The sequence below is a fragment of the Prauserella rugosa genome (genome assembly GCF_000719975.1).
Classification (GTDB): domain Bacteria; phylum Actinomycetota; class Actinomycetes; order Mycobacteriales; family Pseudonocardiaceae; genus Prauserella; species Prauserella rugosa.
The window spans coordinates 169,642-195,067 of the sequence record NZ_JOIJ01000010.1 but is presented as its reverse complement, the minus strand read 5'-3'; the positions used below and the strand labels follow the sequence as shown (position 1 = coordinate 195,067).

At 68.2% G+C, this 25,426-nt stretch carries 19 protein-coding genes; 14 read left to right on the top strand and 5 right to left on the bottom strand.

Translation table 11 applies throughout. The features are described from left to right. Positions 1-90: 90 nt before the first annotated feature. From IF64_RS0115975 to IF64_RS0115915, 13 genes are all read left to right on the top strand, one after another. Entirely contained in the window at positions 91-1,242 is a 1,152-nt protein-coding gene (locus IF64_RS0115975) for an ABC transporter ATP-binding protein (protein ID WP_030532920.1), read from the top strand. Positions 1,243-1,274: 32 nt separating this feature from the next. Next, on the top strand, positions 1,275-2,027 hold the full coding sequence (locus tag IF64_RS0115970; protein ID WP_425468463.1) for an MlaE family ABC transporter permease: 753 nt from the start codon (positions 1,275-1,277) through the stop codon (positions 2,025-2,027). A 3-nt stretch (positions 2,028-2,030) separates the two neighbouring features. Next, positions 2,031-2,879 carry an MlaE family ABC transporter permease gene (locus IF64_RS0115965; RefSeq protein ID WP_030532918.1) on the top strand — a complete coding sequence of 283 codons (849 nt, stop codon included), beginning with the start codon at positions 2,031-2,033 and terminating at the stop codon, positions 2,877-2,879. Then, the gene (locus IF64_RS0115960; protein ID WP_030532917.1) at positions 2,876-4,231 is read left to right on the top strand and encodes an MCE family protein; all 1,356 of its coding nucleotides are present in this window, start codon (positions 2,876-2,878) and stop codon (positions 4,229-4,231) included. Before IF64_RS0115965 ends, IF64_RS0115960 begins: the two co-directional genes overlap by 4 nt. Continuing rightward, positions 4,231-5,265, top strand: a complete 1,035-nt coding sequence (locus tag IF64_RS0115955) for an MCE family protein (protein WP_030532916.1) — start codon at positions 4,231-4,233, stop codon at positions 5,263-5,265. The genes IF64_RS0115960 and IF64_RS0115955 overlap by 1 nt, the downstream gene beginning before the upstream one ends. Next, positions 5,262-6,248 (top strand): MCE family protein, encoded by a 987-nt coding sequence (locus tag IF64_RS0115950; RefSeq protein ID WP_030532915.1) that lies wholly within the window; start codon positions 5,262-5,264, stop codon positions 6,246-6,248. Before IF64_RS0115955 ends, IF64_RS0115950 begins: the two co-directional genes overlap by 4 nt. Further along, complete coding sequence (locus tag IF64_RS0115945; RefSeq protein WP_030532914.1) at positions 6,245-7,429, top strand: MCE family protein; 1,185 nt, start codon at positions 6,245-6,247, stop codon at positions 7,427-7,429. The genes IF64_RS0115950 and IF64_RS0115945 overlap by 4 nt, the downstream gene beginning before the upstream one ends. A 38-nt stretch (positions 7,430-7,467) precedes the next feature. Next, entirely contained in the window at positions 7,468-8,643 is a 1,176-nt protein-coding gene (locus IF64_RS0115940; RefSeq protein ID WP_051757909.1) for an MCE family protein, read from the top strand. Between the two features lie 3 nt (positions 8,644-8,646). Continuing rightward, complete coding sequence (locus IF64_RS0115935) at positions 8,647-9,909, top strand: MCE family protein (protein WP_030532912.1); 1,263 nt, start codon at positions 8,647-8,649, stop codon at positions 9,907-9,909. A 67-nt stretch (positions 9,910-9,976) separates the two neighbouring features. Then, a complete protein-coding gene (locus tag IF64_RS0115930) occupies positions 9,977-10,753 on the top strand; it encodes a hypothetical protein (protein WP_246134831.1) in 777 nt (258 codons plus the stop codon). A gap of 24 nt (positions 10,754-10,777) precedes the next feature. Beyond that, positions 10,778-11,989: a hypothetical protein gene (locus IF64_RS27185; protein ID WP_051757900.1), complete on the top strand. Its 1,212-nt coding sequence runs from the start codon at positions 10,778-10,780 to the stop codon at positions 11,987-11,989. A 453-nt stretch (positions 11,990-12,442) separates the two neighbouring features. Beyond that, on the top strand, positions 12,443-15,937 hold the full coding sequence (gene rpoB / locus IF64_RS0115920) for a DNA-directed RNA polymerase subunit beta (protein WP_030532909.1): 3,495 nt from the start codon (positions 12,443-12,445) through the stop codon (positions 15,935-15,937). A gap of 52 nt (positions 15,938-15,989) precedes the next feature. Next, the gene (locus IF64_RS0115915) at positions 15,990-19,901 is read left to right on the top strand and encodes a DNA-directed RNA polymerase subunit beta' (protein ID WP_030532908.1); all 3,912 of its coding nucleotides are present in this window, start codon (positions 15,990-15,992) and stop codon (positions 19,899-19,901) included. 125 nt (positions 19,902-20,026) lie between these two features. Here IF64_RS0115915 and IF64_RS27520 read toward each other — a convergent pair whose 3' ends face one another. Next, entirely contained in the window at positions 20,027-20,671 is a 645-nt protein-coding gene (locus IF64_RS27520; protein ID WP_036876791.1) for a CGNR zinc finger domain-containing protein, read from the bottom strand. Between the two features lie 74 nt (positions 20,672-20,745). Between IF64_RS27520 and IF64_RS0115905 the strand changes: the two genes are divergently transcribed. Beyond that, a complete protein-coding gene (locus tag IF64_RS0115905; RefSeq protein WP_030532906.1) occupies positions 20,746-21,438 on the top strand; it encodes a haloacid dehalogenase type II in 693 nt (230 codons plus the stop codon). On the opposite strand, the gene IF64_RS26135 is transcribed toward IF64_RS0115905, so the two are convergent. The 4 genes from IF64_RS26135 to IF64_RS0115885 are packed head-to-tail and all read right to left on the bottom strand — an operon-like array spanning position 21,439 to position 25,426. Continuing rightward, complete coding sequence (locus IF64_RS26135; protein ID WP_051757899.1) at positions 21,439-22,740, bottom strand: hypothetical protein; 1,302 nt, start codon at positions 22,738-22,740, stop codon at positions 21,439-21,441. Between the two features lie 41 nt (positions 22,741-22,781). Beyond that, positions 22,782-23,519: a hypothetical protein gene (locus tag IF64_RS0115895; protein WP_030532904.1), complete on the bottom strand. Its 738-nt coding sequence runs from the start codon at positions 23,517-23,519 to the stop codon at positions 22,782-22,784. Continuing rightward, positions 23,516-24,223 carry a hypothetical protein gene (locus IF64_RS0115890; protein WP_030532903.1) on the bottom strand — a complete coding sequence of 236 codons (708 nt, stop codon included), beginning with the start codon at positions 24,221-24,223 and terminating at the stop codon, positions 23,516-23,518. The genes IF64_RS0115895 and IF64_RS0115890 overlap by 4 nt, the downstream gene beginning before the upstream one ends. A 12-nt stretch (positions 24,224-24,235) precedes the next feature. After that, a complete protein-coding gene (locus IF64_RS0115885; RefSeq protein WP_051757898.1) occupies positions 24,236-25,426 on the bottom strand; it encodes a WXG100 family type VII secretion target in 1,191 nt (396 codons plus the stop codon).

Below are 25,426 nucleotides of genomic sequence, written 5' to 3'. Positions count from 1 at the left end.
GGAAGACGCTGCGGACCTGGCGGTGCTGCCTCGCGACACGCAGGCACCCGCGCTCGGGCCGCGGCCGCGGAACCGCTCCAGGAGGGTGCGATGGGTGCCGAGGTGGTCATCGAGGGCTTGACCAAGTCCTTCGGCAAGCAGGCCATCTGGCGTGACGTGACGCTGAACCTGCCGCCTGGGGAAGTGTCGGTGATGCTCGGGCCGTCGGGTACCGGTAAGTCGGTGTTCCTGAAGTCCATGATCGGCCTGCTCAAGCCCGACAAGGGGTCGTGCACCATCAACGGCACCGACATCGTCACGTGCTCGGAGCGCAAGCTCTACGAGACCCGCAAGCTCTTCGGGGTGCTGTTCCAGGACGGCGCGCTGTTCGGGTCGATGAATCTCTACGACAACGTGGCGTTCCCGCTGCGCGAGCACACGAAGAAGTCGGAAACCGAGATTCGCAAGATCGTGCTCGAGAAGCTCGACATGACGGGTTTGTCGGGTGCCGAGGACAAGCTCCCCGGCGAGATCTCCGGCGGTATGCGTAAGCGGGCGGGTCTGGCCCGCGCCCTGGTGCTGGACCCGGAGATCATTCTGTGCGACGAGCCGGACTCCGGCCTCGACCCGGTGCGCACGGCGTATCTGTCGCAGTTGCTGATCGACCTGAACGCGCAGATCGACGCGACGATCCTCATCGTCACGCACAACATCAACCTCGCCAGGACGGTGCCGGACAACATCGGCATGCTGTTCCGCAAGGAGCTGGTGATGTTCGGCCCGCGCGAGGTGCTGCTGACCTCGGACGAGCCGGTCGTCGAGCAGTTCCTCAACGGCCGCAGGCTCGGCCCCATCGGCATGAGCGAGGAGAAGGACTCGGCGCAGATGGCGCTCGAGCAGGCCCAGGCCGAGGCCGGCCACCACGACGGGTCCACCGAGGACGTGCGCGGCATCGTGCCGCAGTTGCAGCCCACGCCAGGTCTGCCGGTGCGGCAGGGCGCCGTGCGCCGTAAGGACCGGGTGGTGAAGATCCTGCACACGCTGCCCGAGGCGGCTCGGGAGGGCATCATCGCCTCCCTCACCCCGGAGGAGCGCAGGCACTACGGCATCCCGGAGCCCGCCGTCACCGCGGGCTCGGCGTTGCCGCCGCACCGCGGCAACCTGCCCGCCGACGACGTCGCGAACCTGCCGACCGAGAGACAGTGGCCCGCGGAGCAGACGGGTGCCACCCCTCCGCTGCGGCCTCGGCGAGGCGGGCGATGAGCGCTCGTGCCGGTACGGTTCCCGGCCTCGGGATGCTCCGCGAAACCGGCAAGCTCTTCGCCCTCGGTCTCGACGTCGGCCGTGGCATCTTCCAGCGGCCGTTCCAGCTGCGCGAGTTCATCCAGCAGGCGTGGTTCATCGCCAGTGTGACGATCCTGCCGACCGCGCTGGTGGCGATCCCGTTCGGCGCGATCATCTCGCTGCAGTTCGGGTCGTTGGCGAGCCAGCTGGGTGCGCAGTCCTACACGGGTGCGGGCAGCGTGCTCGCGACCGTGCAGCAGGCCGCGCCGCTGGTGACGGCGCTGCTGGTGGCGGGTGCGGGCGGTTCGGCGATCTGCGCCGACATCGGCGCGCGCACCATCCGCGAGGAGATCGACGCCATGGAGGTGCTCGGCGTCTCGGCCGTGCAGCGCCTCGTGGTCCCCAGGGTGCTGGCGTGCATGCTCGTCGCGGTGCTGCTCAACGGCATGGTCAGCGTCATCGGCGTGCTCGGTGGCTACTTCTTCAACGTCATCCTCCAGGACGGCACGCCGGGTGCGTACCTGGCGAGCTTCTCCGCCTTGGCCCAGCTGCCCGACCTGTGGGTGGGCGAGCTCAAGGCCCTCATCTTCGGTTTCCTGGCCGCGGTCGTGGCCGCGTACCGGGGCCTGAACCCGCCGCCGGGGCCGAAGGGCGTCGGGGACGCGGTCAACCAGTCCGTCGTCATCACGTTCCTGCTGCTTTTCGTGGTCAACACCGTCATGACGTTGATCTACCTGCAGCTCGTCCCGCCGAAGTTGGACTGACCGATGACTCCACGGACCCAAGTGACCCAGCGCGCGAAGAAGATCGCGAACCGCCCGCTCGAGACGCTGGACGATCTCGGCGACCAGATGTCGTTCTACATCCGCGCCCTCGCGTGGGCGCCGAGAACGATCCGGCGGTACTCGAAGGAAGTGCTGCGCCTGCTCGCCGAGGTGAGCTTCGGTTCGGGCTCGCTCGCGCTGATCGGCGGCACCGTCGGCGTGATGGTGGGCCTGACGCTGTTCACCGGTGTGCTGGTGGGCCTGCAGGGCTTCTCGGCGCTGGACTCGATCGGCACGTCGGCGTTCACGGGCTTTCTGACGTCGTTCTTCAACACACGCGAGATCGCCCCGCTGATCGCGGGGCTGGCGTTGTCGGCGACGGTCGGTTCGGGCTTCACCGCCCAGCTCGGCGCGATGCGGATCTCCGAGGAGATCGACGCGCTCGAGGTGATGGCAGTGCCGAGCCTGCCGTACCTGGTGACGACGCGGATCATCGCGGGATTCGTCGCCGTCATCCCGCTGTACGTGATCGGCCTGATGGCCTCGTACATCGCGTCGAGAACGGTGGTGATCTATGTCTACGGACAGTCGGCGGGCACCTATGACCACTACTTCGACATGTTCCTGCCACCGCAGGACGTGCTGTATTCGTTCATCAAGGTGCTGATCTTCAGCGTCCTGATCATCCTCACGCACTGCTACTACGGCTACAAGGCCAGCGGCGGCCCCGCGGGTGTGGGTGTGGCCGTCGGCCGTGCGGTGCGGTTGTCGATCGTCACGGTCGCGGTGGTCAACTTCTTCATCGGGTTCGCCCTCTGGGGGACCGACACGACGGTGAGGATCGCGGGATGATGGCAACACTTCGTCGCAGGCTCCTCGGACTGCTGCTGGTCGCGTTGATGGTCGGCGGTGTCGCGCTGAGCGTGGCCATCTACAACAAGGCGTTCACCGACTACGTCGACGTGACGCTCGAGGCCGACCAGGTCGGTAACCAGCTGTCGGAGAACTCCGACGTCAAGGTGCGCGGGCTCATCGTGGGCCGGGTCGGCGAGATCACGCCGAGGGTCGACGGCACGACGTTGACGCTGAACCTCGACCCGGAGCACGCCCAGCTCGTGCCCTCGGACGTGTCGGCGCGGTTCCTGCCGAAGACGCTGTTCGGTGAGCGCTACGTCGACCTGGAGATCCCGGATGGCTCCTCGGCCGAGCCGCTGCGCTCGGGCGATGTCATCCCGCAGGACCGCACGCGCAACGCCATCGAGCTGGAGCAGGCGTTCGAGGACCTGATGCCGGTGTTGCAGGCCGTGCAGCCGCAGAAGCTCTCCAGCACGTTGACCGCGATCTCGACCGCGTTGCAGGGCCGCGGCGAGGACCTCGGCGACACCATTTCCGAACTGGGTGAGTACCTGGGCGAGCTGAACCCGCACGTGCCGAAGCTGCAGGAGAACCTGCGTGAGCTGGCGAAGTTCTCGCACAACCTCTCGGACGTCACGCCGGACCTGGTGCACACGCTGGAGAACCTGACGACCACGAGCAAGACGATCGTGGAGAAGCAGGAGGGCCTGCAGAAGGTGTACAGCAGCGTCACCGGTGCCTCGACGGACCTGCAGTCGTGGCTGGAGGCCAACTCGCAGAACCTCATCCAGCTCGGCAAGACGGCACGGCCGACGGCGGAACTGCTGGCCAAGTACGCGCCCGGCTATCCGTGCTTCCTGGGGCAGATGGCCGAGCTCGTGCCGAGGATCGACAAGGCCTTCGGCAAGGGCACCAACAAGCCAGGTCTGCACGCGACGTTGGAGATCACCACCAACCGCGGTCCGTACCTGCCCGGCCAGGACGAACCGGAGTGGAACGACCACCGTGGTCCGCGGTGCTACGACTTCGCCGAGCGGCCCGACCCGTTCCCGCAGTACCCGCCGGACGGCCCGGTGCAGGACGGCAGCACGGCACCGCCGCCAGCCCGCTCGGTCAACGACGGCCTCAACCCGGCGAACAACATGGCCGACGCCGGCGGATACAACACCGGCGGCGGCTCGGCCGCTCCCGGCCTGAGCGCGGGTGACCCGGCGGGTTCGCCCGGCGAGCTGCGCCTGATCTCGCAGCTGACCGGCCCGCAGATCGGCATGGACGCTGACGAGGTGCCCGGCTGGGGCGCGCTGCTCATGGCGCCGATGTACCGAGGAGCGGAGGTGACGGTCGAATAATGCGTGGACTCGCCGCACCACTGGTCAAGCTCGGGGTGTTCATCGCCGTGACGGTGATGCTGACCGGCGTGCTCGCGATCAGCATCGCGAACGTGAACCTCGGGGACACCGCGACGTACAAGGCCCGGTTCACCGACGCGACGATGGTCATCCCCAACGACGACGTCCGCATCGCGGGCGTGCGGGTCGGGCAGGTCAAGTCGGTCAACATCGTCGACCGCAGGCACGCCGAGGTCGAGTTCGACGTCGAACAGGGCAGGCGACTGCCCGCCGGCGTCGAGGCGACGATCAAGTACCGCAACCTCGTCGGCCAGCGCTACATCTCGCTGGAACAGGGCGACGGCACGCCGGGTGGCACGCTGGAGCCGGGCGACACGATCCCGCTCGAACGCACCACGCCCGCGTTGGACCTGAACGAGCTGTTCAACGGCTTCAAGCCGCTGTTCCGCGCGCTCTCGCCGGACGACGTGAACAAGCTGTCGTACGAGATCATCCAGGTCCTGCAGGGCGAGGGCGGCACGGTGGAGAGCCTGCTGCAGCACACCGCGTCGCTGACCACCACGATCGCCGAGAAGGACCAGGTGATCGGGCAGGTGATCAACAACCTCAACTCGGTGCTGACCACGATCAACGAGCGAACGCCGCAGCTGGACCAGCTGATCGTGCGGCTGCAGAAGCTCGTGTCGGGGCTGGCGTCCGACCGGGAGCCGATCGGCCAGTCGATCGAGGCGCTCGGCGGCCTGGCGCAGACCACCTCCGGTCTGCTCCAGGAGGGCCGCGAGCCGCTGAAGAAGGACATCAAGGCGCTCGGTGAGCTCACCGGCAACCTCAACGACAGTGAGCAGGTCGTGGAGCACTTCATCCAGTTCCTGCCGGAGAAGGCCAGGAAGATGGCCGCCACCGCCGACTACGGCTCGTGGTTCAACTTCTTCCTGTGCAGTGCGGGCGGCAACGTCCGGATTCCCGGCCTGATGCAGGAGCCGATCCACTCCGAGGTCGCGCCGGTCAACAGGGAGCGGTGCATCAGCGAATGAAGAGCTTCCAGAAACGCAACCCGATCCCCATCGCGATCGCCGGCATCGTGGTGATCGTGCTGGGCATCGTGGCCGCGCTCAACACCGAGGACCTGCCGATCATCGGCGGCGGCACGACGTACCAGGCCGAGTTCAGCGAGGCCGCGGGTCTGCAACCGGACGACGAGGTGCGCGTGGCGGGCGTGAAGGTCGGCAACGTCAACGACATCGAGCTCGACGGCGACCGCGTGCGGGTCTCGTTCAAGGTCAGGGATGCCTGGCTCGGCGACCGCACGACGGCGACCATCAAGATCAAGACGTTGCTCGGGCAGAAGTACGTGGCGCTCGACCCGGTGGGGGAGGGCACGCTCGATCCGGGCGAGTCGATCCCGCTGGAACGCACCACGGCTCCCTACGACGTGCTCGACGCGTTCCGCGACCTGTCCAGCACCGTCGACGAGATCGACACCGACCAGCTCTCCGACAGCTTCGACGTGCTGTCCGAGACGTTCGCGAACACGCCCGACGACGTGAAGGGCGCGCTGAACGGCCTCTCGCAGCTCTCGGACACGATCGCCAAGCGCGACCAGCAGCTCGCCGGCCTGTTGAAGAACACCAAGCAGGTCAGCGGCACGCTCGCCGGTCGCGACAAGGAGCTCGTCAAGCTCATGAACGACGGCAGTTCGCTGCTGAGCGAGCTGCAGAACCGCAAGCAGGCGATCACGGCGATGCTGCAGGGCACGCAGGAGCTGTCGAAGCAGCTGCGCGGGCTCGTCGACGACAACGACGAGCAGATCGGTCCCGTGCTCACCAAGCTCGACCGGCTCACCGGGATGCTGCAGCGCAACCAGGACTCGCTGTCGGAGGGCATCCGCCGGTTCGCCCCGTTCGTGCGCGTGTTCAACAACACGATCGGCAACGGCCGCTGGTTCGACAACTACATCTGCGGCTTCCTGCTGCCGTCGGTCGGCCCGCTGAACGAAGAGGGGTGCAACGTCAAATGATCACCACTCGGTTCGGGCAGCGGCTCGCTCAGGGCGTCACGATCGCCATCGTGCTCGGCCTCGTGGTCGCGGGCGGTCTGTGGTGGACGCTGAAGGACGCGGGAACGAAGCAGGTCACCGCCTACTTCCCGAGCGCCATCGGCCTCTACGAGGGCAACAGCGTCCGCGTGCTGGGTGTCGACATGGGTGAGGTGACCAAGGTCGAGCCGCAGGGCGAGCGGGTCATGGTCCAGATGACCTACGACCGGGAGGTGCCGATCCCCGCCGACGCGAAGGCGATCATCGTCGCTCCGTCGCTGGTGTCGGACCGCTACGTGCAGTTCGCCCCCGCCTACACGGGTGGCCCGCAGCTCGAGGCGGGCGCCACGATCGGGCAGGACCGCACCGAGGTGCCGCTGGAGGTCGACGAGCTCGCCGACAGCCTCAGCAGGGTGTCCGAATCGCTCGGCCCGAAGGGCGCAAACTCCGACGGGTCGCTGTCGAACCTGCTCGACACCACGGCGAACAACCTCGACGGCAACGGCAAGGCCCTGCACGAGACGATCTCCAAGCTCGGCCAGGCGGCGGGCACGCTGTCGGGCAACTCGGGCGACCTGTTCGACACCGTCGAGAACCTGGCCAAGCTGTCGAAGACGTTCGCGGGTTCGGACCAGACGGTGCGCCGCTTCGAACAGCAGCTCGCCGACGTCAGCGGCTACCTGGCCGGGGAGCGGGAGAACCTGTCGAAGACCGTCACCGAGCTCGGCACCGCGCTGCAGTCGGTGAAGGGCTTCGTGGAAAGCAACCGCGGCAGGCTCAAGTCGAACGTCGACAAGCTGGCCAGTGTCACGCAGGTGCTCGTCGACCAGCGTGGTGCGCTCGCCGAGACGCTCGACATCGCCCCGCTCGCACTGTCGAACCTCGCCAACACCTACAACGCCTCGTCGGGCACGCTCGACGCCAGGCCGAACCTCAACGAGCTCACCCAGCCGCCGATCACCATGGTGTGCGGGCTGCTCAAGCAGACCCCGAACGCGCTCGACGCGGTCGGCGACCTCTGCCAGGGCGTGGCCGACGTCGTCGAGGGTGCGGTGCCGCTGCCGTCGCTGGCGCAGTCGGTCAACGCACTGAACAAGGGCAAGCTGCCGCCGCTGCCGCTCCCGGTCACCGAGCAGGTGCTGTCGTCGGGAGGTGGCCAGTGAGGTTCCGCAAGCTGATCGCAGCGGGGGCGGCCGCGACGATGCTGGCCGCGTCCGGATGCGGGTTCACCGGCATCTACGACGTGCCGCTGCCCGGCGGCGCCGACCTGGGCGACCACCCGTACCGCGTCAAGGTGCAGCTGCGCGACGCGCTCGACCTCGTCCCGCAGTCGGGCGTCAAGGTCAACGAGGTGTCGGTCGGCAGGGTCGAGAAGATCGACCTGGCCAAGGACGGCTGGACCGCCGAGGTGACGGTGCTCGTCAACGGCGACATCGAATTGCCCTCCAACGCCATCGCCAACCTGCGCCAGTCGAGTCTGCTGGGCGAGAAGTACATCCAGCTGGCCGCGCCGGGGCAGGACGCGTCGGGGGAGCGGTTGTCGGACGGCGGCACGATCCCGGTCTCGCGCACCGACCGCAGCGTCGAGGTCGAGGAGGTGCTCGGTGCGCTGTCGATGCTGCTCAACGGTGGCGGCGTCGAGCAGCTGAACACGATCACCAAGGAATTGAACACGGCGCTGTCGGGCAACGAGCAGGACGTCAAGGGCCTGCTGCGCAACGCCAACCAGCTGGTGTCGGCGCTCGACGAACAGTCCGGCGACATCACCCAGGCCCTCGACGGGCTCAACCGGCTGTCGATGAGCCTGAACGGCCAGAAGGACCGCATCGCGGGCGCGATCGAGAACCTCGGCCCCGGCCTCGAGGTGCTCGAGAAGCAACGCGGTCAGCTCGTCACGATGCTGCAGGCGCTCGACCGGCTCTCCGGCGTCGCCACGCAGACCATCAACGCGAGCCAGGAGGACCTGGTCGCCAACCTGAAGTCGCTGCTGCCGGTGCTGCAGAAGCTCGGTGAGGCCGGCTCGGACCTGCCGAACGCGCTCGAGCTGCTGCTCAGCTACCCGTTCACCGACGAGGCGGTGAAGGGCGCCAAGGGCGACTTCTTCAACCTGTACCTCGATCTGGACCTGGATCTGGCCGAGGTGATGAAGAACCTCGGCCGCAGCAGGCAGAACCCGCTGAAGGACGTGCCGATCCTCGGCGGGCTGACCTCCGGGCAGGAGGGCACGGGCGGCAACCCGCCGCCGCTGCCGCTTCCCGGCGAGTCGCAGCAGCAGGCCCAGCCGCAGCAGGACCAGGGCGGGCAGGACGCACCGCAGGAGCAGGCGCCGCGGTCGGGCGTCGAGGGGATCTTCGACGTGTTCGCAGGGGGTCGATAGCCGATGCTGGTGCGCAAGACCAAGATCCAGCTGGTCGTGTTCGCGGTGGTGTCCGTGGTCGCGATCGTGTACGCGCTCGTGCGGTTCACCGACGTCGAAGAGGTCTTCGGCCAGGGCGGTTACACCGTGGACCTGCAGCTGTCGGAGTCTGGCGGCATCTTCACCGGTGCCGAGGTCACCTACCGCGGATACAACATCGGCAAGGTCGGCCCGCTCAGCCTCACCGCGGACGGCACCAAGGCCGAACTGGACATCGAGCCGGGCGCGCCGAAGGTGCCCGCCGACCTCAAGGCCGTCGTGGCCAACCGCTCCGCCGTCGGTGAGCAGTACGTCGACCTGCAGCCGCAGAGCTCGGGCGGGCCGTACCTCGAGGCCGGATCGGTCATCGGCGCCGACCGGACGGAGACGCCGGTGCCCACCGAGAAGCTGATCGGCGACCTGTCGTCGCTGGCCAAGTCGGTGCCGACCGACTCGCTGCGCACCGTCGTGGACGAGTCGTACGAGGCGTTCAACGGCACCGGGCACGACCTGCAGACGCTCATGGACACCACGCGCGAGTTCACCGGGGTGGCCAAGGAGCACCTGCCGCAGACCGTCGACCTGCTCGAGCACGGTTCCACCGTGCTGCGCACGCAGAACGAGCTGACCGGCTCGATGCGGTCGTTCAGCCGGGACCTGCGGTCGCTGTCGCAGACGTTGAAGGACTCCGACGCCGACTTCCGCAAGCTCGTGGACGTGGCCCCGCAGGTGGGCGACCAGGTGCAGCAGGTGCTCGCCGAGACCGGCCCCGGCCTGTCGACGCTCACGGCGAACCTGCTCACGACGTCGAACCTGCTCACCACCCGCCAGGACGGGCTGGAGATGATGTTCATCGCCTACCCGATGGTCACCGGTGGCGCGTTCTCGGTGGCTCCCGGCGACGGCACGGCTCACCTGGGGTTGGCGTTGAACCTGTTCAACCCGCCGTCCTGCACCAAGGGATACCGTTCGCCCGACGAGTACCGGCCGGGCAACGACACCTCGGACCGGCCGCCCAAGGAGGACGCCTACTGCGCCGAGCCGTCCGGCAGTCCGATCAGCGTGCGTGGTTCGCAGAACGCCCCGTACAACGGCGTTCCGGTCAAGCCGACCGAGCAGCAGGTCGAGGCCAACTCGACCAGGGACGAGGAGGAGCTCGCCTCGCTGCGCGGCACGCCGGGCGTCGCGGGAGCACCCGGTGTGGACCTGACGAGCCTCGGGCAGCTCGCGGGCCTGGCGGGCCGATGACGAGACGGCAAACGTCCAGCTAGGGGCCATACGGCAAGCTGACACGATCGCAATACCCTGGAGCGCTATGAGTTCGGACGAGCCGGAGAAGGCCCGCGGAGGCGACGAGGCCGAAGACAGGACCGGCGAGGCCGAGGCGTCGCCGGCCGGAACCGACGCCGGTACTGCCGACACCGCCGGCACGGCCGGCACCGACGACACGGCTGATACCGCTGGCACCGCCGACACCGCCGAGGAGGCCGAGGACGCCGAGGACACCGGCCCGGCCGACGACACGGCCGAGGCCGGCGAGTCGTCCGGTGCGCAGGACTCGGGCGAGTCGGGTCTGCCGAGGTGGACGCTGATCGGTGCGGCGGCGTTCGCCACGGCCGCGTTCATCGTCGCCGCGGTGTTCGGCGTGCTCTGGTTCGCCAACGCCACCGGTGAGGACGCCGAGGTCGCGGCCGAACGGCAGGACGTCGTGCGGGTCGCGGGCCAGGCGGTGACGGCGTTCACCGAGCTCGACCACACCAAGCTCGACGAGTACTTCGAGCGGCAGAAGGAGCTCAGCACCGGCGAGCTGTCCCAGCAGATCTCCCAGGCCGAGGACACGTACCGCAAGGCCATCACCGAGGCGAAGTCGAAGGTGACGACCACGGTGCACGACATCGCGGTCAACGAGCTCAACACGCGCGAGGGCAAGGCCAGCGCCGTGGCCGCGGCCAGCACGAAGGTGCAGCGCGGCAGCGACGAGGGCACCAAGACGATGCGGCTGGAGATCCAGCTCTCGCGCCAGGGCGAGGACGCCCCGTGGAAGGTGTCGCAGATCGGCGACGTGCCCGTCGCCGGGGCCGGCCAGCAGTAATCGCGCAGGATCGGAGTTCCATTCGTGCCACCGAACCGTCGTAAGCCCACCCCGCACCCCGCGGGACCGGCCCCGACCCCTGCGCGCCGTCCGAAGGTCGCCGGCCTGCGCAGGCCCCGGCCCACCCAGGCCGAGGGCACCGAGGGCACCGAGGAGGTCCAGCAGCCGGAGCAGTCCCCGTCGCAGGCCGAGTCGGCCGGCTCGCCTGCCGAGGCTCCCGCGCAGGAGACGTCGGACGCGGGTGCATCGGACGCGCGTGAATCGGATGCAGGTGCATCGGCCTCAGGTGCATCGGCCGGGCCCGCGCGTCCCGGGCCGCGCAGGAAGGCCAGGGACACCGGGCGGGCCAAGCCCTCGAGTCTCGACGAGGCGGAGACGGCCGACGTCGAGGAGCCGGGCACCCCGGCCGTCGCATCGAGCTCGCGGAGTGCCAAGGGCGCACGGCAGGGCCGTGCCTCCGCCGACGCCGCCGCCTCCGCCGACACCGCCGACGCCGCAGACACCGCAGACGCCGGAAACGCCGACACCACTGCCGACAACACCGCCGACAACACCGCCGACGCCGACGACGAGGGCGCGGCCGGGTCCAAGCGGGTCGGCTACGCGCCCGTCGCGGTGCTGCTCGTGGTGGGGCTGGTGCTCGCGGGCCTGGCGGTGTTCTTCCACATCAAGGGCAGTGACGCGCGTGCCGCGACGAGCAACGCGGCGATGGTCGACATGGGTGCGACCTCCGAGGTCACCGATGCCATGTCGACCGCGGCCGAGCGGCTGTTCTCGATCGACTACAACGACCTCGGCAAGAGCGAGAAGGCCGCCGAGGAGCTGCTGGCCGGCGACGAGGTCAAGCAGAAGTACGACGCGCTCATGGGCGAGATCAAGCGGCTCGCCCCCGAACAGAAGATCGTCGTGACCGTGCACGCCTCGCGCAGTGCCGTGGTGAACCTCGACGGCGACCGCGCGAGGGTCATGGTGTTCATTGACCAGTCGGCCACCCGCGCCTCGGACCAGCAGTCGTCGGCCGGCGGTGCCGCGATGTGGCTGGAGACCGAGAAGCTCGACGGCCAGTGGAAGGTGACGAACATGGACACCTACGCCGCCGAGCAGCCTGCCGGTGGCCAGGGTGAGAGCGGACAGCCTTCCGGCGGTGCGCCACTGCCCGGTGATCAGAACGGCCAGCAGGGTGGCCAGAACGGTCAGCAGGGCGGCCAGCAGGGAGGCCAGAACGGCGGGAACTGACGTCGTGCTGCGGCCGTAACCGCAGGTGGAAGGGCCGTGACGGATGCGTCACGGCCCTTCGCACGTCCGGTGTCGGGCCCGTGTGCCATATCCGGCGCGGCGCTGTCGATACTCGGGCGTACGTGATCTATTTCGTACTGCGCCACCCGTCGGCTCCGGCGTGTGAATGCTTGACTCAGCGCGGTCGGGGGTTCACGCTTACAGGCAATAGCGCACGGCAAGCCTTGCGGGAGGCGAGCCGGAGACGAGCGAACGAGGCTTGGGCCCCACGTCTTGGGCGAGCCCCCTCGACAAGTCGCCGTCTTCGGGGCTAGACTGCTTCTTTGCGCTGCCCACTTTCATGCTGCCCATTGTCGGTAGCTAGGATGGTCGGCACTACCGCACCCTTGACAGTTCGTGTTGCTCGTCGCTAACGCGGCTGCTCAACCGCTTATGTCCCCGGAAGGACGCATCTTGGCAGTCTCTCCCGCGAATCAGGCCACTGCTGCGACCACCTCGACGCGCTCGTCAACGGGAATTCCAGGAGCACCGAAGCGGGTCTCATTCGCGAAGATCCGTGAGCCGCTGGGTACCCCCGACCTGCTTGACGTGCAGATCCGGTCTTTCGAATGGTTCACCGGCTCCGATGCGTGGTTCGAACGCGCCGTCAACGACGGTGAGGAGAACCCGGTCGGTGGCCTGGCTGAGGTCCTGGGCGAGATCTCGCCCATCGAGGACTTCTCCGGCTCCATGTCCCTCTCCTTCTCCGACCCGCGCTTCGACGAGGTCAAGGCCTCGGTCGAGGAGTGCAAGGACAAGGACATGACGTACGCGGCGCCGCTGTTCGTCACCGCCGAGTTCGTCAACAACAACACCGGCGAGATCAAGAGCCAGACGGTCTTCATGGGCGACTTCCCCGTGATGACCGACAAGGGCACGTTCATCATCAACGGCACCGAGCGTGTCGTCGTGTCCCAGCTCGTGCGGTCGCCCGGCGTGTACTTCGACCAGGCCATCGACAAGTCGACCGACAAGGACGTCTTCAGCGTCAAGATCATTCCGAGCCGGGGTGCGTGGCTCGAGTTCGACGTCGACAAGCGCGACACCGTCGGCGTGCGCATCGACCGCAAGCGCCGCCAGCCGGTCACCGTGCTGCTGAAGGCCCTCGGCTGGACGACCGAGCAGATCCGCGAGCGCTTCTCGTTCTCCGAGACGCTGCTCGCGACGCTCGAGAAGGACTCCACCGCCGGCACGGACGAGGCGCTGCTGGACATCTACCGCAAGCTGCGCCCGGGCGAGCCGCCGACGAAGGAGAGCGCGCAGACGCTCCTGGAGAACCTGTTCTTCAAGGACAAGCGCTACGACCTCGCCAAGGTCGGCCGCTACAAGATCAACAAGAAGCTCGGCCTCGACCTGCCGTACGAGACCGGCACCCTCACCGAGGAAGACATCGTCACGACCATCGAGTACCTCGTCCGCCTGCACGCGGGCGAGGAGACGATGCAGCCGGGCGAGACCGAGGTGCCCGTCGAGACCGACGACATCGACCACTTCGGCAACCGTCGTCTGCGCACGGTCGGCGAGCTGATCCAGAACCAGATCCGGGTCGGCCTCTCGCGGATGGAGCGCGTCGTGCGTGAGCGCATGACGACCCAGGACGTCGAGGCCATCACGCCGCAGACGCTGATCAACATCCGCCCGGTCGTGGCCGCGATCCGCGAGTTTTTCGGTACCTCGCAGCTGTCGCAGTTCATGGACCAGAACAACCCGCTGTCGGGTCTGACCCACAAGCGCCGTCTTTCGGCGCTGGGCCCGGGCGGTCTGTCCCGTGAGCGTGCGGGCATGGACGTCCGCGACGTCCACCCCAGCCACTACGGCCGGATGTGCCCGATCGAGACGCCGGAAGGCCCGAACATCGGCCTCATCGGCTCGCTGTGCGCCTACGCCCGCGTGAACCCGTTCGGCTTCATCGAGACGCCGTACCGGAAGGTCGTCGACGGCAAGGTCACCGACGAGGTGCACTACCTGACCGCCGACGAGGAGGACCGCTTCGTCAAGGCGCAGGCCAACGCCCCGCTGAACGAGGACGGCTCCTTCGTCGAGGAGCAGGTCCTCGGCCGCCGCAAGGGTGGCGAGGTCGAGCTGATCGACCCGCAGGACATCGACTACATGGACGTGTCGCCGCGGCAGATGGTCTCCGTCGCGACCGGCATGATCCCGTTCCTCGAGCACGACGACGCCAACCGTGCGCTCATGGGTGCCAACATGCAGCGCCAGGCGGTGCCGCTGCTGCAGGCCTCGTCGCCGCTGGTCGGCACGGGCGTCGAGCTCACGGCCGCCGTCGACGCCGGTGACGTCATCGTCGCCGAGCAGGCCGGCGTGGTCGAGGAGCTGTCCGCCGACATGATCACCGTCATGCACGACGACGGCACGCGGAAGACCTACGGGCTCTACAAGTTCCGTCGCACCAACGCGGGCACCTGCTTCAACCACCGTCCGGTGGTCGGCGAGGGCGACCGCGTCGAGGCGGGCCAGGTGCTGGCCGACGGCCCGTCCACCGAGAACGGTGAGATGGCGCTCGGCAAGAACCTGCTCGTGGCGGTCATGCCGTGGGAGGGCCACAACTACGAGGACGCCATCGTCATCTCGCAGCGGCTCGTCCAGGACGACGTGCTCACCTCGATCCACATCGAGGAGCACGAGATCGACGCCCGCGACACCAAGCTCGGTGCCGAGGAGATCACCAGGGACATCCCGAACGTCTCCGAGGACGTGCTGGCCGACCTCGACGAGCGCGGCATCATCCGCATCGGTGCCGAGGTCCGCGACGGCGACATCCTGGTCGGCAAGGTCACGCCGAAGGGCGAGACCGAGCTGACCCCGGAGGAGCGCCTGCTGCGCGCGATCTTCGGCGAGAAGGCCCGCGAGGTGCGCGACACCTCGCTGAAGGTGCCGCACGGCGAGACCGGCAAGGTCATCGGCATCCGCGTGTTCTCCCGCGAGGAGGACGACGAGCTGCCCCCCGGCGTCAACGAGCTCGTCCGCGTCTACGTGGCGAAGAAGTCGAAGGTCCAGGACGGCGACAAGCTCGCCGGCCGGCACGGCAACAAGGGCGTCATCGGCAAGATCCTGCCCGCGGAGGACATGCCGTTCCTCCCGGACGGCACGCCGGTCGACGTCGTGCTGAACACGCACGGTGTGCCGCGTCGTATGAACATCGGCCAGATCCTCGAGCTGCACCTCGGCTGGCTGGCCTCGCAGGGCTGGAAGGTCGAGGGCAACCCCGAGTGGGCGGCGAGCCTGCCCGAGGACCTGCGCGACGTCGAGCCGGGCACCAACACCGCGACGCCGGTGTTCGACGGTGCGCGCGAGGCGGAGCTGATGGGCCTGCTGTCGTCGACGAAGCCGAACCGCGACGGCGAGCGCATGGTCGGCGAGGACGGCAAGGCGGCGCTGATGGACGGGCGCTCCGGTGAGCCGTTCCCGTACCCGGTGGCCGTCGGCTACATGTACATGCTGAAGCTGCACCACATGGTGGACGACAAGATCCACGCGCGGTCCACGGGCCCGTACTCGATGATCACGCAGCAGCCGCTCGGTGGTAAGGCGCAGTTCGGTGGCCAGCGCTTCGGCGAGATGGAGTGCTGGGCGATGCAGGCCTACGGCGCGGCGTACACGCTGCAGGAGCTGCTCACCATCAAGTCCGACGACGTGCTCGGCCGCGTGAAGGTCTACGAGGCCATCGTCAAGGGCGAGAACATGCCCTCGCCGGGGATCCCGGAGTCCTTCAAGGTTCTGCTGAAGGAGCTCCAGTCGCTGTGCCTGAACGTCGAGGTGCTCTCCAGCGACGGTGCCGCCATCGAGATGCGCGACTCCGACGACGAGGACCTCGAGCGCGCGGCTGCGAACCTCGGGATCAACCTGTCCCGGAACGAGTCGCCGTCCGCCGACGAGATCGTCCAAGGCTGATCCGCCTGCCCGCTAACGACTCATACTTCGTTCGAGAGAAAGAAGTCCTCTAGTGCTGGACGTCAATTTCTTCGATGAGCTTCGCATCGGCCTGGCGACCGCCGACGACATCCGCCAGTGGTCCTTCGGCGAGGTCAAGAAGCCCGAAACCATCAACTACCGCACCCTGAAGCCGGAGAAGGACGGACTCTTCTGCGAGAAGATCTTCGGTCCGACCCGGGACTGGGAGTGCTACTGCGGCAAGTACAAGCGCGTGCGCTTCAAGGGCATCATCTGCGAGCGCTGTGGTGTCGAGGTCACGCGTGCCAAGGTGCGCCGTGAGCGGATGGGCCACATCGAGCTGGCCGCCCCGGTCACGCACATCTGGTACTTCAAGGGTGTTCCCTCGCGGCTCGGCTACCTGCTGGACCTGGCCCCGAAGGACCTCGAGAAGATCATCTACTTCGCGGCGTACGTGATCACCTCGGTGAACACGGAGCTGCGGCACAACGACATGCCGACGCTCGAGAGCGAGATCGGCGTGGAGCGCAAGAACATCGAGGCCAAGCGCGACGCCGACATCGAGGAGCGTGCGCAGAAGCTCGAGGCCGACCTCGCCGAACTCGAGAACGAGGGCGCGAAGTCGGACGTCAAGCGCAAGGTGAAGGAGGGCGGCGAGCGTGAGATGCGCCAGCTCCGCGACAAGGCCCAGCGCGAGCTGGACCGACTCGAGGAGGTCTGGAACACCTTCACCAAGCTCGAGCCGCGCCAGCTGATCGTCGACGAGCTGCTCTACCGCGAGTTGGTCGACCGTTACGGCGAGTACTTCACCGGCGGCATGGGCGCCGAGGCCATCCAGAAGCTGGCCGAGGACTTCGACGTCGACGCCGAGGCCGAGGCGCTGCGCGAGACGATCCGCGGCGGCAAGGGCCAGAAGAAGCTGCGTGCGCTCAAGCGCCTGAAGGTCGTCGCGGCCTTCCAGGCCACGGGCAACGACCCGCGCGGCATGGTGCTCGACGCCGTCCCGGTGATCCCGCCGGAACTGCGCCCGATGGTGCAGCTCGACGGTGGCCGCTTCGCCACGTCGGACCTGAACGACCTGTACCGCCGGGTCATCAACCGCAACAACCGCCTCAAGCGACTGATCGACCTCGGCGCGCCCGAGATCATCGTCAACAACGAGAAGCGGATGCTGCAGGAGTCCGTCGACGCGCTGTTCGACAACGGCCGTCGCGGACGTCCGGTGACCGGTCCCGGTAACCGGCCGCTGAAGTCGCTGTCCGACCTGCTCAAGGGCAAGCAGGGCCGCTTCCGTCAGAACCTGCTCGGTAAGCGCGTCGACTACTCCGGCCGTTCGGTCATCATCGTCGGTCCGCAGCTCAAGCTGCACCAGTGCGGTCTGCCGAAGGACATGGCGCTCGAGCTGTTCAAGCCGTTCGTCATGAAGCGGCTGGTGGACCTCAACCACGCGCAGAACATCAAGTCCGCCAAGCGCATGGTGGAGCGGTCGAAGCCGGCCGTGTGGGACGTGCTGGAAGAGGTCATCAACGGCCACCCCGTCCTGCTGAACCGTGCTCCGACGCTGCACCGCCTCGGTATTCAGGCCTTCGAGCCGCAGCTGGTGGAAGGCAAGGCCATCCAGCTGCACCCGCTGGTCTGCGAGGCGTTCAACGCGGACTTCGACGGTGACCAGATGGCCGTGCACCTCCCGCTGTCGGCGGAGGCGCAGGCCGAGGCGCGCATCCTGATGCTGTCGGCGAACAACATCCTCTCGCCCGCCTCCGGCCGGCCGCTGGCGATGCCGCGTCTGGACATGGTCACGGGCCTGTACCACCTCACGCGTCTCGACGAGAACGCCACGGGTGCGGGCAACGTGTACTCGTCCGAGGCCGAGGCGATCATGGCCTTCGACATGAAGCAGCTCGGCCTGCACGCGCCGATCAAGATCCGCGTGAAGGACCGGCAGCCGTCGCGGGAGCAGGAAGCCGAACTGCGCGAGGCCGGCTGGGAGCCGGGCCAGGCGTGGCTGGCCGAGACGACCCTCGGCCGGGTGCTGTTCAACAACCTGCTTCCGGCGGACTACCCGTTCATCAACGAGCCGCTGCCGAAGAAGCGTCAGGCCGTCATCGTCAACGACCTCGCCGAGCGCTACTCGATGACCCAGGTCGCGCAGACCCTGGACCGGCTGAAGGACGCCGGCTTCCACTGGGCCACGCGTTCCGGTGTCACGGTCGCCATCTCCGACGTGCTCGTGCCGCCGGAGAAGAAGGAGATCCTCGACGACTACGAGGCCAAGGCCGCCCAGGTGGAGAAGCGCTACCAGCGCGGTCAGCTGTCGCACTCCGAGCGCAACAACGAGCTCGTCAAGGTGTGGGGCCAGGCGACGGAGGACGTCGCCAAGGTCATGGAGGACCACTTCCCGGACGACAACCCGATCTCGATGATCGTGAAGTCCGGTGCGGCGGGCAACATGACGCAGGTGCGGTCGCTGGCCGGTATGCGTGGTCTGGTGTCGAACCCGAAGGGTGAGTACATCCCGCGTCCGATCAAGGCCAACTTCCGTGAGGGCCTGTCGGTGGCGGAGTACTTCATCGCCACGCACGGTGCCCGTAAGGGTCTGGCCGACACGGCGCTCCGTACCGCCGACTCGGGTTACCTGACCCGTCGTCTGGTGGACGTCTCGCAGGACGTCATCGTCCGCGAGACCGACTGTGGCACCAGCCGCGGCATCAACATGGTCATCGGTGAGGACCTGGGCGACGGCCGCATCGTGCGCGGTGCGAACGTCGAGACCAGCGCCTACGCCCGCAGCCTCGCGGCCGACGCGGTCGACGCGCAGGGCAACGTGGTGCTCAACGCCGGTGACGACCTCGGTGACCCGGCGATCGAGAAGCTGATCGCCAGCGGCATCACCAAGGTGAAGGTGCGCAGCGTGCTGACCTGTGAGTCGTCGGTCGGTGTGTGCGCGACCTGCTACGGCCGTTCGATGGCCACCGGCAAGCTGGTGGACGTCGGCGAGGCCGTCGGTATCGTCGCCGCCCAGTCGATCGGTGAGCCGGGTACGCAGCTGACGATGCGTACGTTCCACCAGGGTGGTGTCGCCGGTGACGACATCACGACCGGTCTGCCGCGTGTCACGGAGCTGTTCGAGGCCCGTGTGCCGAAGGGCAAGGCGCCGATCGCGGACGTCGACGGCCGGGTGCGCATCGAGGAGAGCGAGCGGTTCTGGAAGATCACGCTCATCCCGGACGACGGCAGCGAGGAGATCGTCTTCGACAAGCTGTCGAAGCGTCAGCGTCTCGCGGTGGGCCCGAACGGCCCGCTCGCCGACGGCGACCACGTCGATGTCGGCCAGCCGCTGCTCGAGGGCACGCCGGACCCGCACGAGGTGCTTCGTGTGATGGGTCCGCGCGAGGCGCAGATGCACCTTGTGGAAGAGGTCCAGAAGGTCTACCGGGCTCAGGGCGTGGGCATCCACGACAAGCACATCGAGGTCATCGTGCGGCAGATGCTGCGCCGCGTGACGATCATCGACTCGGGTGCCACCGAGTTCCTGCCGGGTGAGCTGCCGGAGCGCACGCGCTTCGAGCAGACCAACCGCCAGGCGGTGGCCGAGGGCGGCGAGCCGGCCTCGGGTCGCCCGGTGCTGATGGGTATCACGAAGGCCTCGCTGACCACGGACTCGTGGCTGTCGGCCGCGTCGTTCCAGGAGACCACGCGTGTCCTGACCGACGCCGCGATCAACGGCCGCAGCGACTCCCTGGTCGGCCTGAAGGAGAACGTGATCATCGGTAAGTTGATCCCGGCCGGTACGGGCATCAACCGGTACCGCAACATCCAGGTGCAGCCGACGGAGGAGGCACGGGTCGCCGCCTACGCGATCCCGTCCTACGACGACGGCTACTACACCCCGGACGTGTTCGGTACGGGTACCGGTGCCGCGGTGCCGCTGGACGACTACGACTTCGGTCGCGACTTCCGGTAAGCAGTAGGGAAAAGGCCCTCGGTCCGATGTGGACCGAGGGCCTTTTCGTGTTTGACGGCGGTGTCTCACGCGGTGGTGTCACGCGGCGGTGACGGCGACGGCCGGTGCGGGTGCTGACTGCGGTGTCAGCCCGCCGCTCGGCGTCGGGCACGGTAGGCGGCGGCTTTGACACGGTTGCCGCATTCGCTCATGCCGCACCAGGTGCGCCGGGCGCCGCGGGACCGGTCCAGGTAGAGGCGGGTGCAGTCGGGGCGTGCGCATTCCTTGATCGGAGCGGCAGGCGGAGTGGTGGTCGAACTCGAGGAGTTGGCAGCCGGGGAGGTCGCAGCCGGGGCCGCTGCCGTCTGGTTCGCTGCAGTCTGGTTCGCCGTACTCGGAGTTGGTGCGGCGGCGAGCACGGTGATGCCGCTGCGGGCGACGTGGGCCAGCGCGGCGCGGATACCGCCGGTGATCCGCATGCCGCCGTCGACCAGTTCGAGCGCCAGTGCCGGGCCGTTCGCGGTCACGTTGAGGACCTCAACGTCGGCGGGGTCGAACGGATCGCCGCGGGTGCGGGCGAGCGCCAGGCGGTACACCGCTTCCCTCAGGGTGATCGCGGTATCGAAGCTTGCGAGGTCGGCCGCGACCTCGGCAGGAAGCCCGTCGCACGCACTCACCCATCGTTCCAGGTCAGCAGGGCCCTTGAGGAGGTCGACGGGTTCGGTCCGCCGGTATCCGACGGTCGCGGCCAGGTCGAGCGCAGGATCGCCGCTCACGAAGGAGAACTCCACGTCACCATCTTGACCGGTGACGGCCGTGGCAGCAAACTCGTCACCAGTTGAACCGGTGACGATGGGAGTGGGGCATGCAGGGTGGTGTGGACGGGGTCGAGGCGGTGGTTTTCGACGTGCTGGGCACGCTGGTGGACGAGCCGGGAGGAATCCGGAGCGCGATCGGCGAGGCCGTCCCGGGCGCGGGCGACGACCGGGTCTCGCAGCTGGTGGCGCTGTGGCAGCGGCACGTCGAGAACCAGCAGCACCGCATCGTGGTGGGGGAGCGGGCCTACGCGGGCAGCACGGTCCTGGACCGGGAGGCCGCCGGGCGGGTTGCCGGCGATGCCGGCCTCGCCGACGCCGCCGTGGTCGATCGGCTGGCGCTGGCCGGCCGCAGGCTGAGGCCGTGGGCGGACTCGGCAACCGCGCTGGCGCGGATCGGGTCGGCCCTGCCGACCGTGGGACTGTCCAACGCGGACCGCTCGACGCTGTTGTGGTTGAGTGCGCGTGCCGGGCTGCGCTGGCATCAGGTGCTGTCGGCCGACGACGTCGGGACGTACAAGCCGGCGGCGCAGGTCTACCGCGCGGCGCTCGACGTGGTGGGCTGCGAGCCGGAACGGGTGCTGATGGTCGCCGCGCACGCGTGGGATCTGCGTGCGGCGCGGGCGACCGGCATGCGCACGGCGTACGTGGCGCGCCCGGTGGGCGATCCGCCCGTGGACAGCGACGTCGTCGACGGCCGGTTCACCTGCCTCGACGATCTCGCCGCGGCCCTCGACCGCTGATCAGGACCGCGTGCCCGGCGGATTCCGGGACGCAGTCGACCCCTGGGTGGCGGCGGGCCGTTCGGACGAGCTGGAGGCGACGAGCCAGATCGGGACGGCCAGCAGGCCGAAGCACACGGCGCTGATCACGAGCAGCCAGAACGGGTCCCAGCCGGTGAGCGGTTCGTCGTCGATGCCGAGCCAGCTGACCGGCAGGACGGGCATGGTGCCGTCGAGAACCTCGCCGACCTCGCCGCTGGACAGCGCCATCGAGTGCGTTTCGCCGTCGATCGTGTATTCGCCGAACAGATGGGGATTGCGCTTGTTCCACTCGGTTTCGTCGGTGACGGTCACCGTCACGTCGTCGCCGAGGCCGAAAGCGGACGCGACGCCGTTGACGAGGTTCACTCCGCCGTAGCCGAAGAGCCCGACGACGAGCGCCAGCATGCCGAGGATGATGCCGACCACGCCGAGCGTGGACATCGACGAGCCCTTCTCCTCGGGCCGAGTCGTCGGGACAGCCTCGGTGATGAGGTGGCTCTGGCCGTCCGGTGGCGTCGGCGATGCCTCGGGGATGCAGTCGAGGAGTCCGAGCAGGGTGTTGACCGTCTCGACGTCCTTGGCCGGGTCGATGCGGCCGGGCAATGTCACGTACAACAGGCCGGACTCGAACGTGAAGATCCGCGGTGCCATGGGGTGCAGCCGGTCGAGCAGCCACGCCGTGGCCTGGGCGTTCACCATCCGCGCTGCGGCGGCGTGGTCGCCGGTGAAGGCCGCGAGGTGCTGATTCGCCGGGGTCGACACCGGTGTTTCCACCCAAGCGCCACCGCGTGCGGCCACGGTCGCGGGCACAGGCGGTGCGGTTGCGCCGGCATCCGGGTCGATCGGCCGGCCGTCGACGTCGGTGTGCTGTTTGACCTGGAGCACGAGGGGCGCGATGTCGGCCGTGGCGATCTCGACGCGACGCTCGTGGATGGTGTTCCGGCCGGAGGAGCCGGTGGACCGCCGTTCCAGGGATGCCTCGCTGATTCGTACCCGCCATGGCCCTCGCGCGAACTCGACCGCGTACTCGTTGCGAGGACGGTGTGTCGTCAGGAACCGGCGGAAGCCGGCGAGTTGCCGGTCGAAGGGCGGCTTCAGGTGCGCCGACCAGGCACCGGCCTGCCGCTTGCGATGCACCGTCCCGCCGAGGCCGGCGGCGAACTCCTCGAGGACGGCGGCGTGCGCCGTGTCCTGACGCCGGCGCCCACGGCGGCTGGACCACGCGGCGAGCGCAGGCAGGACCACCAGCACCACCACGACCAGGACGTACACGGTTGTCATGGCTCAGATGTCCGTCCTTCTGTGTTCTGCCTGTTCCGTGTTCAGCGGCGGTACTGCCAGGCTTGGCGGGGGAGCCGGTCGACGATGTCGATGAGGGGATTGACGTGCCGCAGGACCGCGGCCGCGTCGAGTTTGCCCGGGCGGTCCCACCAGAGACATTCCTCCTGGAAGACCATCCACTTCGTCTGACAGCGCTGGTCGGCCATGAGGAAGTCGAGCACGGGGCCCTGGAGCAGCGTGCGGGCGAAGCGTTCGTCCTCGGCGTGGACGCGGAACCACCGGTCGAACTCGTTTCCGAGCGTGATCTCCGGGAACTGGTCGCCGGGTCCGGTGAACGTGTGTATGTACCTCGACGAGATCTGCACCAGTGGCCACGGAGGGGTACGCACCTCGTAGAAGACCTTGTTGTACTCGATCGACCGCGTCCTGTTTCTGGTGCGCCTGTGGATCCAGTACGTGTAGTCGATGGCCTGTACGTCGTGGTTGCGGTACTGGAAGCGGATGGCGGTGTTCCACTCGGTGCGGCGGCCGACCCCGAATCCGTCGGAGGCCGACGTCGGCATCACGCCCCACTCGGGACGGCCGCCCATCTCGTACCGGAACATCTGCGCACGGACGCGATCGGCGAACCACCGCAGCCGGGTGTTGCGCTTGTCCTCCTCGGCGCGTGCCTGAGGGCCGTCGTACCGCAGATGCCGCATTCCGAGGAAGGCGCCACCGAAGATGAGCGCGCCGACGAGCAGCGCCCCGATCAGTGGGCCGCCCCATTCCTGCATCATCGGCGGGCACCTCCGTTCCGCGCGGTCGAGGGAATCCGGTCGAGGAGGTCGATCAGCACGTCGGCGCCCACGCACACACTGTCCACATCGAGCTCCGTCGGCATCTGCAGCCAGCACACGTCGCCGTCGAACGAGATGACCTTGTGGTGGTAGCGGCTGTCGACGGCGAGGTAGTCGAGCACCGGGCCGTGGAACACGGCGCGCGCGGCCTGCTCGTTGTCGGTGTAGAGCTGGAACGCGCGGTCGAAGGCGTCGTGTCCGATGTGGATCCGCTGCGTGTTCGCCAGGTTCGGAGGCGGGCCTTCGCGCAGTGCTTCCCCGCCGCAGAGCCGTATCCGGGGCAGCGGCGGGACGCGGGCCTGGACGTACGTCCAGGGTTGGGCCTGCGCCGTGCCGTCCATGGTCCGGACGTGCACGTGCCGGACGAACGCGAGCAGCTCGTGGCCGCGATAGGGCGATGCCAGGGCGGTGTCGAACGGATGTGCTCCCGGCTGCAGCGGGGCGGGGAGGAATCCGTACGGCAGCTGGGCGGCCTCGCCGGGGAGGAACACGACCGGGTCGACGAACCCGTTGCTGAACTCGTCACGAATCCGCTCGCGCCCGCGATCCCGGGTCGGCTCCCGAGGGGCCCGCAGCCCGAGGATCACCCCGGCGACCGCGAGCACCACCCATACGACGACAACGACGACGGCGACGGGGTTCATCTGCGACTCGAATCAGAAGTCGAGGTTGCCGCTGATCCGGCTGTCGGACTGCTGCTCGCCGATGTTCCGGTACTCAGCGTTCTCCTCGGCGTCTTCCTTGGCTCCCATGTAGTGATCGTTGGCCGTCTTCACCACTCCGGGCAGCGCTCCCACTTCGCCGTCGGCCACCTTGGTGAGGCCATCGACGTCGACGCCGGTCGTCTGGGTGATGGCCTCCTCCGCTCCTGCCTGCAGAACGTTGCCCGCGACCTGTTTCGCCGCTTCACCCTTGCTGACCTGCTCGACGACCCGGTCGGTGACCTTCCCGGTGGCCTCGTCGACGAGATCCCGGGTCTTCGCGAGACCGCCCTTCTCGAGGGAGTTCATCGCCGCGTCCTTCAGACCCTGCGAAGAGCCCAGGCTCTTGAACGAGTCCTTGATCTTCGCGAACCAGTCCTTGATCTTGTTGATCAGCTGCTGGAGCTTCGAGACCTTCTGCGACGTGTCGGCCACGGTGGTCCCCGCGCGCACACCGGTCGCCGCGCCGGCCGCGGCGGTCGAACCGCCGAACGTCGGCCCTGCGGCGAGCAGCGCCGGCACCCACGTGAGGATGAGCCACTTCACGAACTCGGTGATGATGGCCTTGATGACCTCCTCGATCACCTGCATCACCATCGCGGACTGCTTCAGGACCTCCGCGACGTTGCCCGCTTTCGAGGCGACGCCGGCCACGCCGTCGGCGAACGAGGCGAGCCGCGCCCCTGCGGCGTTCGCGCTGTCGCCCTGCCAGCTGGCCAACGCCTCGTTCGACACCGAAGGGAAGTCCTGGCTCATCGCCTCGAAGGCCTGACCGATCTGGCCGAAGTTGCCCGCAGCCTGCTCGAGCGCAGGTCCGTCGCCGGTGACCATCTTCAGCATGTCGTCGAGTGGCTGGACGACCGACATGAGGAAGTCGAGACCTTGCTCGACGAGCCAACCGAGCGGATCCGACGCGATGTCGAGCGCCAACCCCCCGACCTCACTGATGAAGGCGGTGCTGTCGATCGCCAGCGTCCTGGTCCAGTCGTTGGCCTGGGCGGCATCCTCGCCGGGGCCTTCGCAGAACTTGCTGACCAGATCCACCGCACTGCCGACCACCGGCGTGTTCTCGGCGATCGCACCGGTGTTGATGAGCCCGGAGTCGTTGCTCGTCTCGATGTTGACGTCCTGCGTGACGTCCTCCAC

Bases quoted from the DNA above. Each gene is read 5' to 3' on its own strand.
- IF64_RS0115970 (WP_425468463.1), top strand. From the start codon at position 1,275: ATGCTCCGCGAAACCGGCAAGCTCTTCGCCCTCGGTCTCGACGTCGGC.
- IF64_RS0115975 (WP_030532920.1), top strand. From the start codon at position 91: ATGGGTGCCGAGGTGGTCATCGAGGGCTTGACCAAGTCCTTCGGCAAG.
- IF64_RS0115960 (WP_030532917.1), top strand. From the start codon at position 2,876: ATGATGGCAACACTTCGTCGCAGGCTCCTCGGACTGCTGCTGGTCGCG.
- IF64_RS0115955 (WP_030532916.1), top strand. From the start codon at position 4,231: ATGCGTGGACTCGCCGCACCACTGGTCAAGCTCGGGGTGTTCATCGCC.
- IF64_RS26135 (WP_051757899.1), bottom strand. From the start codon at position 22,740: ATGACAACCGTGTACGTCCTGGTCGTGGTGGTGCTGGTGGTCCTGCCT.
- IF64_RS0115965 (WP_030532918.1), top strand. From the start codon at position 2,031: ATGACTCCACGGACCCAAGTGACCCAGCGCGCGAAGAAGATCGCGAAC.
- IF64_RS0115895 (WP_030532904.1), bottom strand. From the start codon at position 23,519: ATGATGCAGGAATGGGGCGGCCCACTGATCGGGGCGCTGCTCGTCGGC.
- IF64_RS0115935 (WP_030532912.1), top strand. From the start codon at position 8,647: ATGCTGGTGCGCAAGACCAAGATCCAGCTGGTCGTGTTCGCGGTGGTG.
- IF64_RS0115940 (WP_051757909.1), top strand. From the start codon at position 7,468: ATGCTGGCCGCGTCCGGATGCGGGTTCACCGGCATCTACGACGTGCCG.
- IF64_RS0115905 (WP_030532906.1), top strand. From the start codon at position 20,746: ATGCAGGGTGGTGTGGACGGGGTCGAGGCGGTGGTTTTCGACGTGCTG.
- IF64_RS0115945 (WP_030532914.1), top strand. From the start codon at position 6,245: ATGATCACCACTCGGTTCGGGCAGCGGCTCGCTCAGGGCGTCACGATC.
- IF64_RS0115930 (WP_246134831.1), top strand. From the start codon at position 9,977: ATGAGTTCGGACGAGCCGGAGAAGGCCCGCGGAGGCGACGAGGCCGAA.
- IF64_RS0115950 (WP_030532915.1), top strand. From the start codon at position 5,262: ATGAAGAGCTTCCAGAAACGCAACCCGATCCCCATCGCGATCGCCGGC.
- IF64_RS0115890 (WP_030532903.1), bottom strand. From the start codon at position 24,223: ATGAACCCCGTCGCCGTCGTCGTTGTCGTCGTATGGGTGGTGCTCGCG.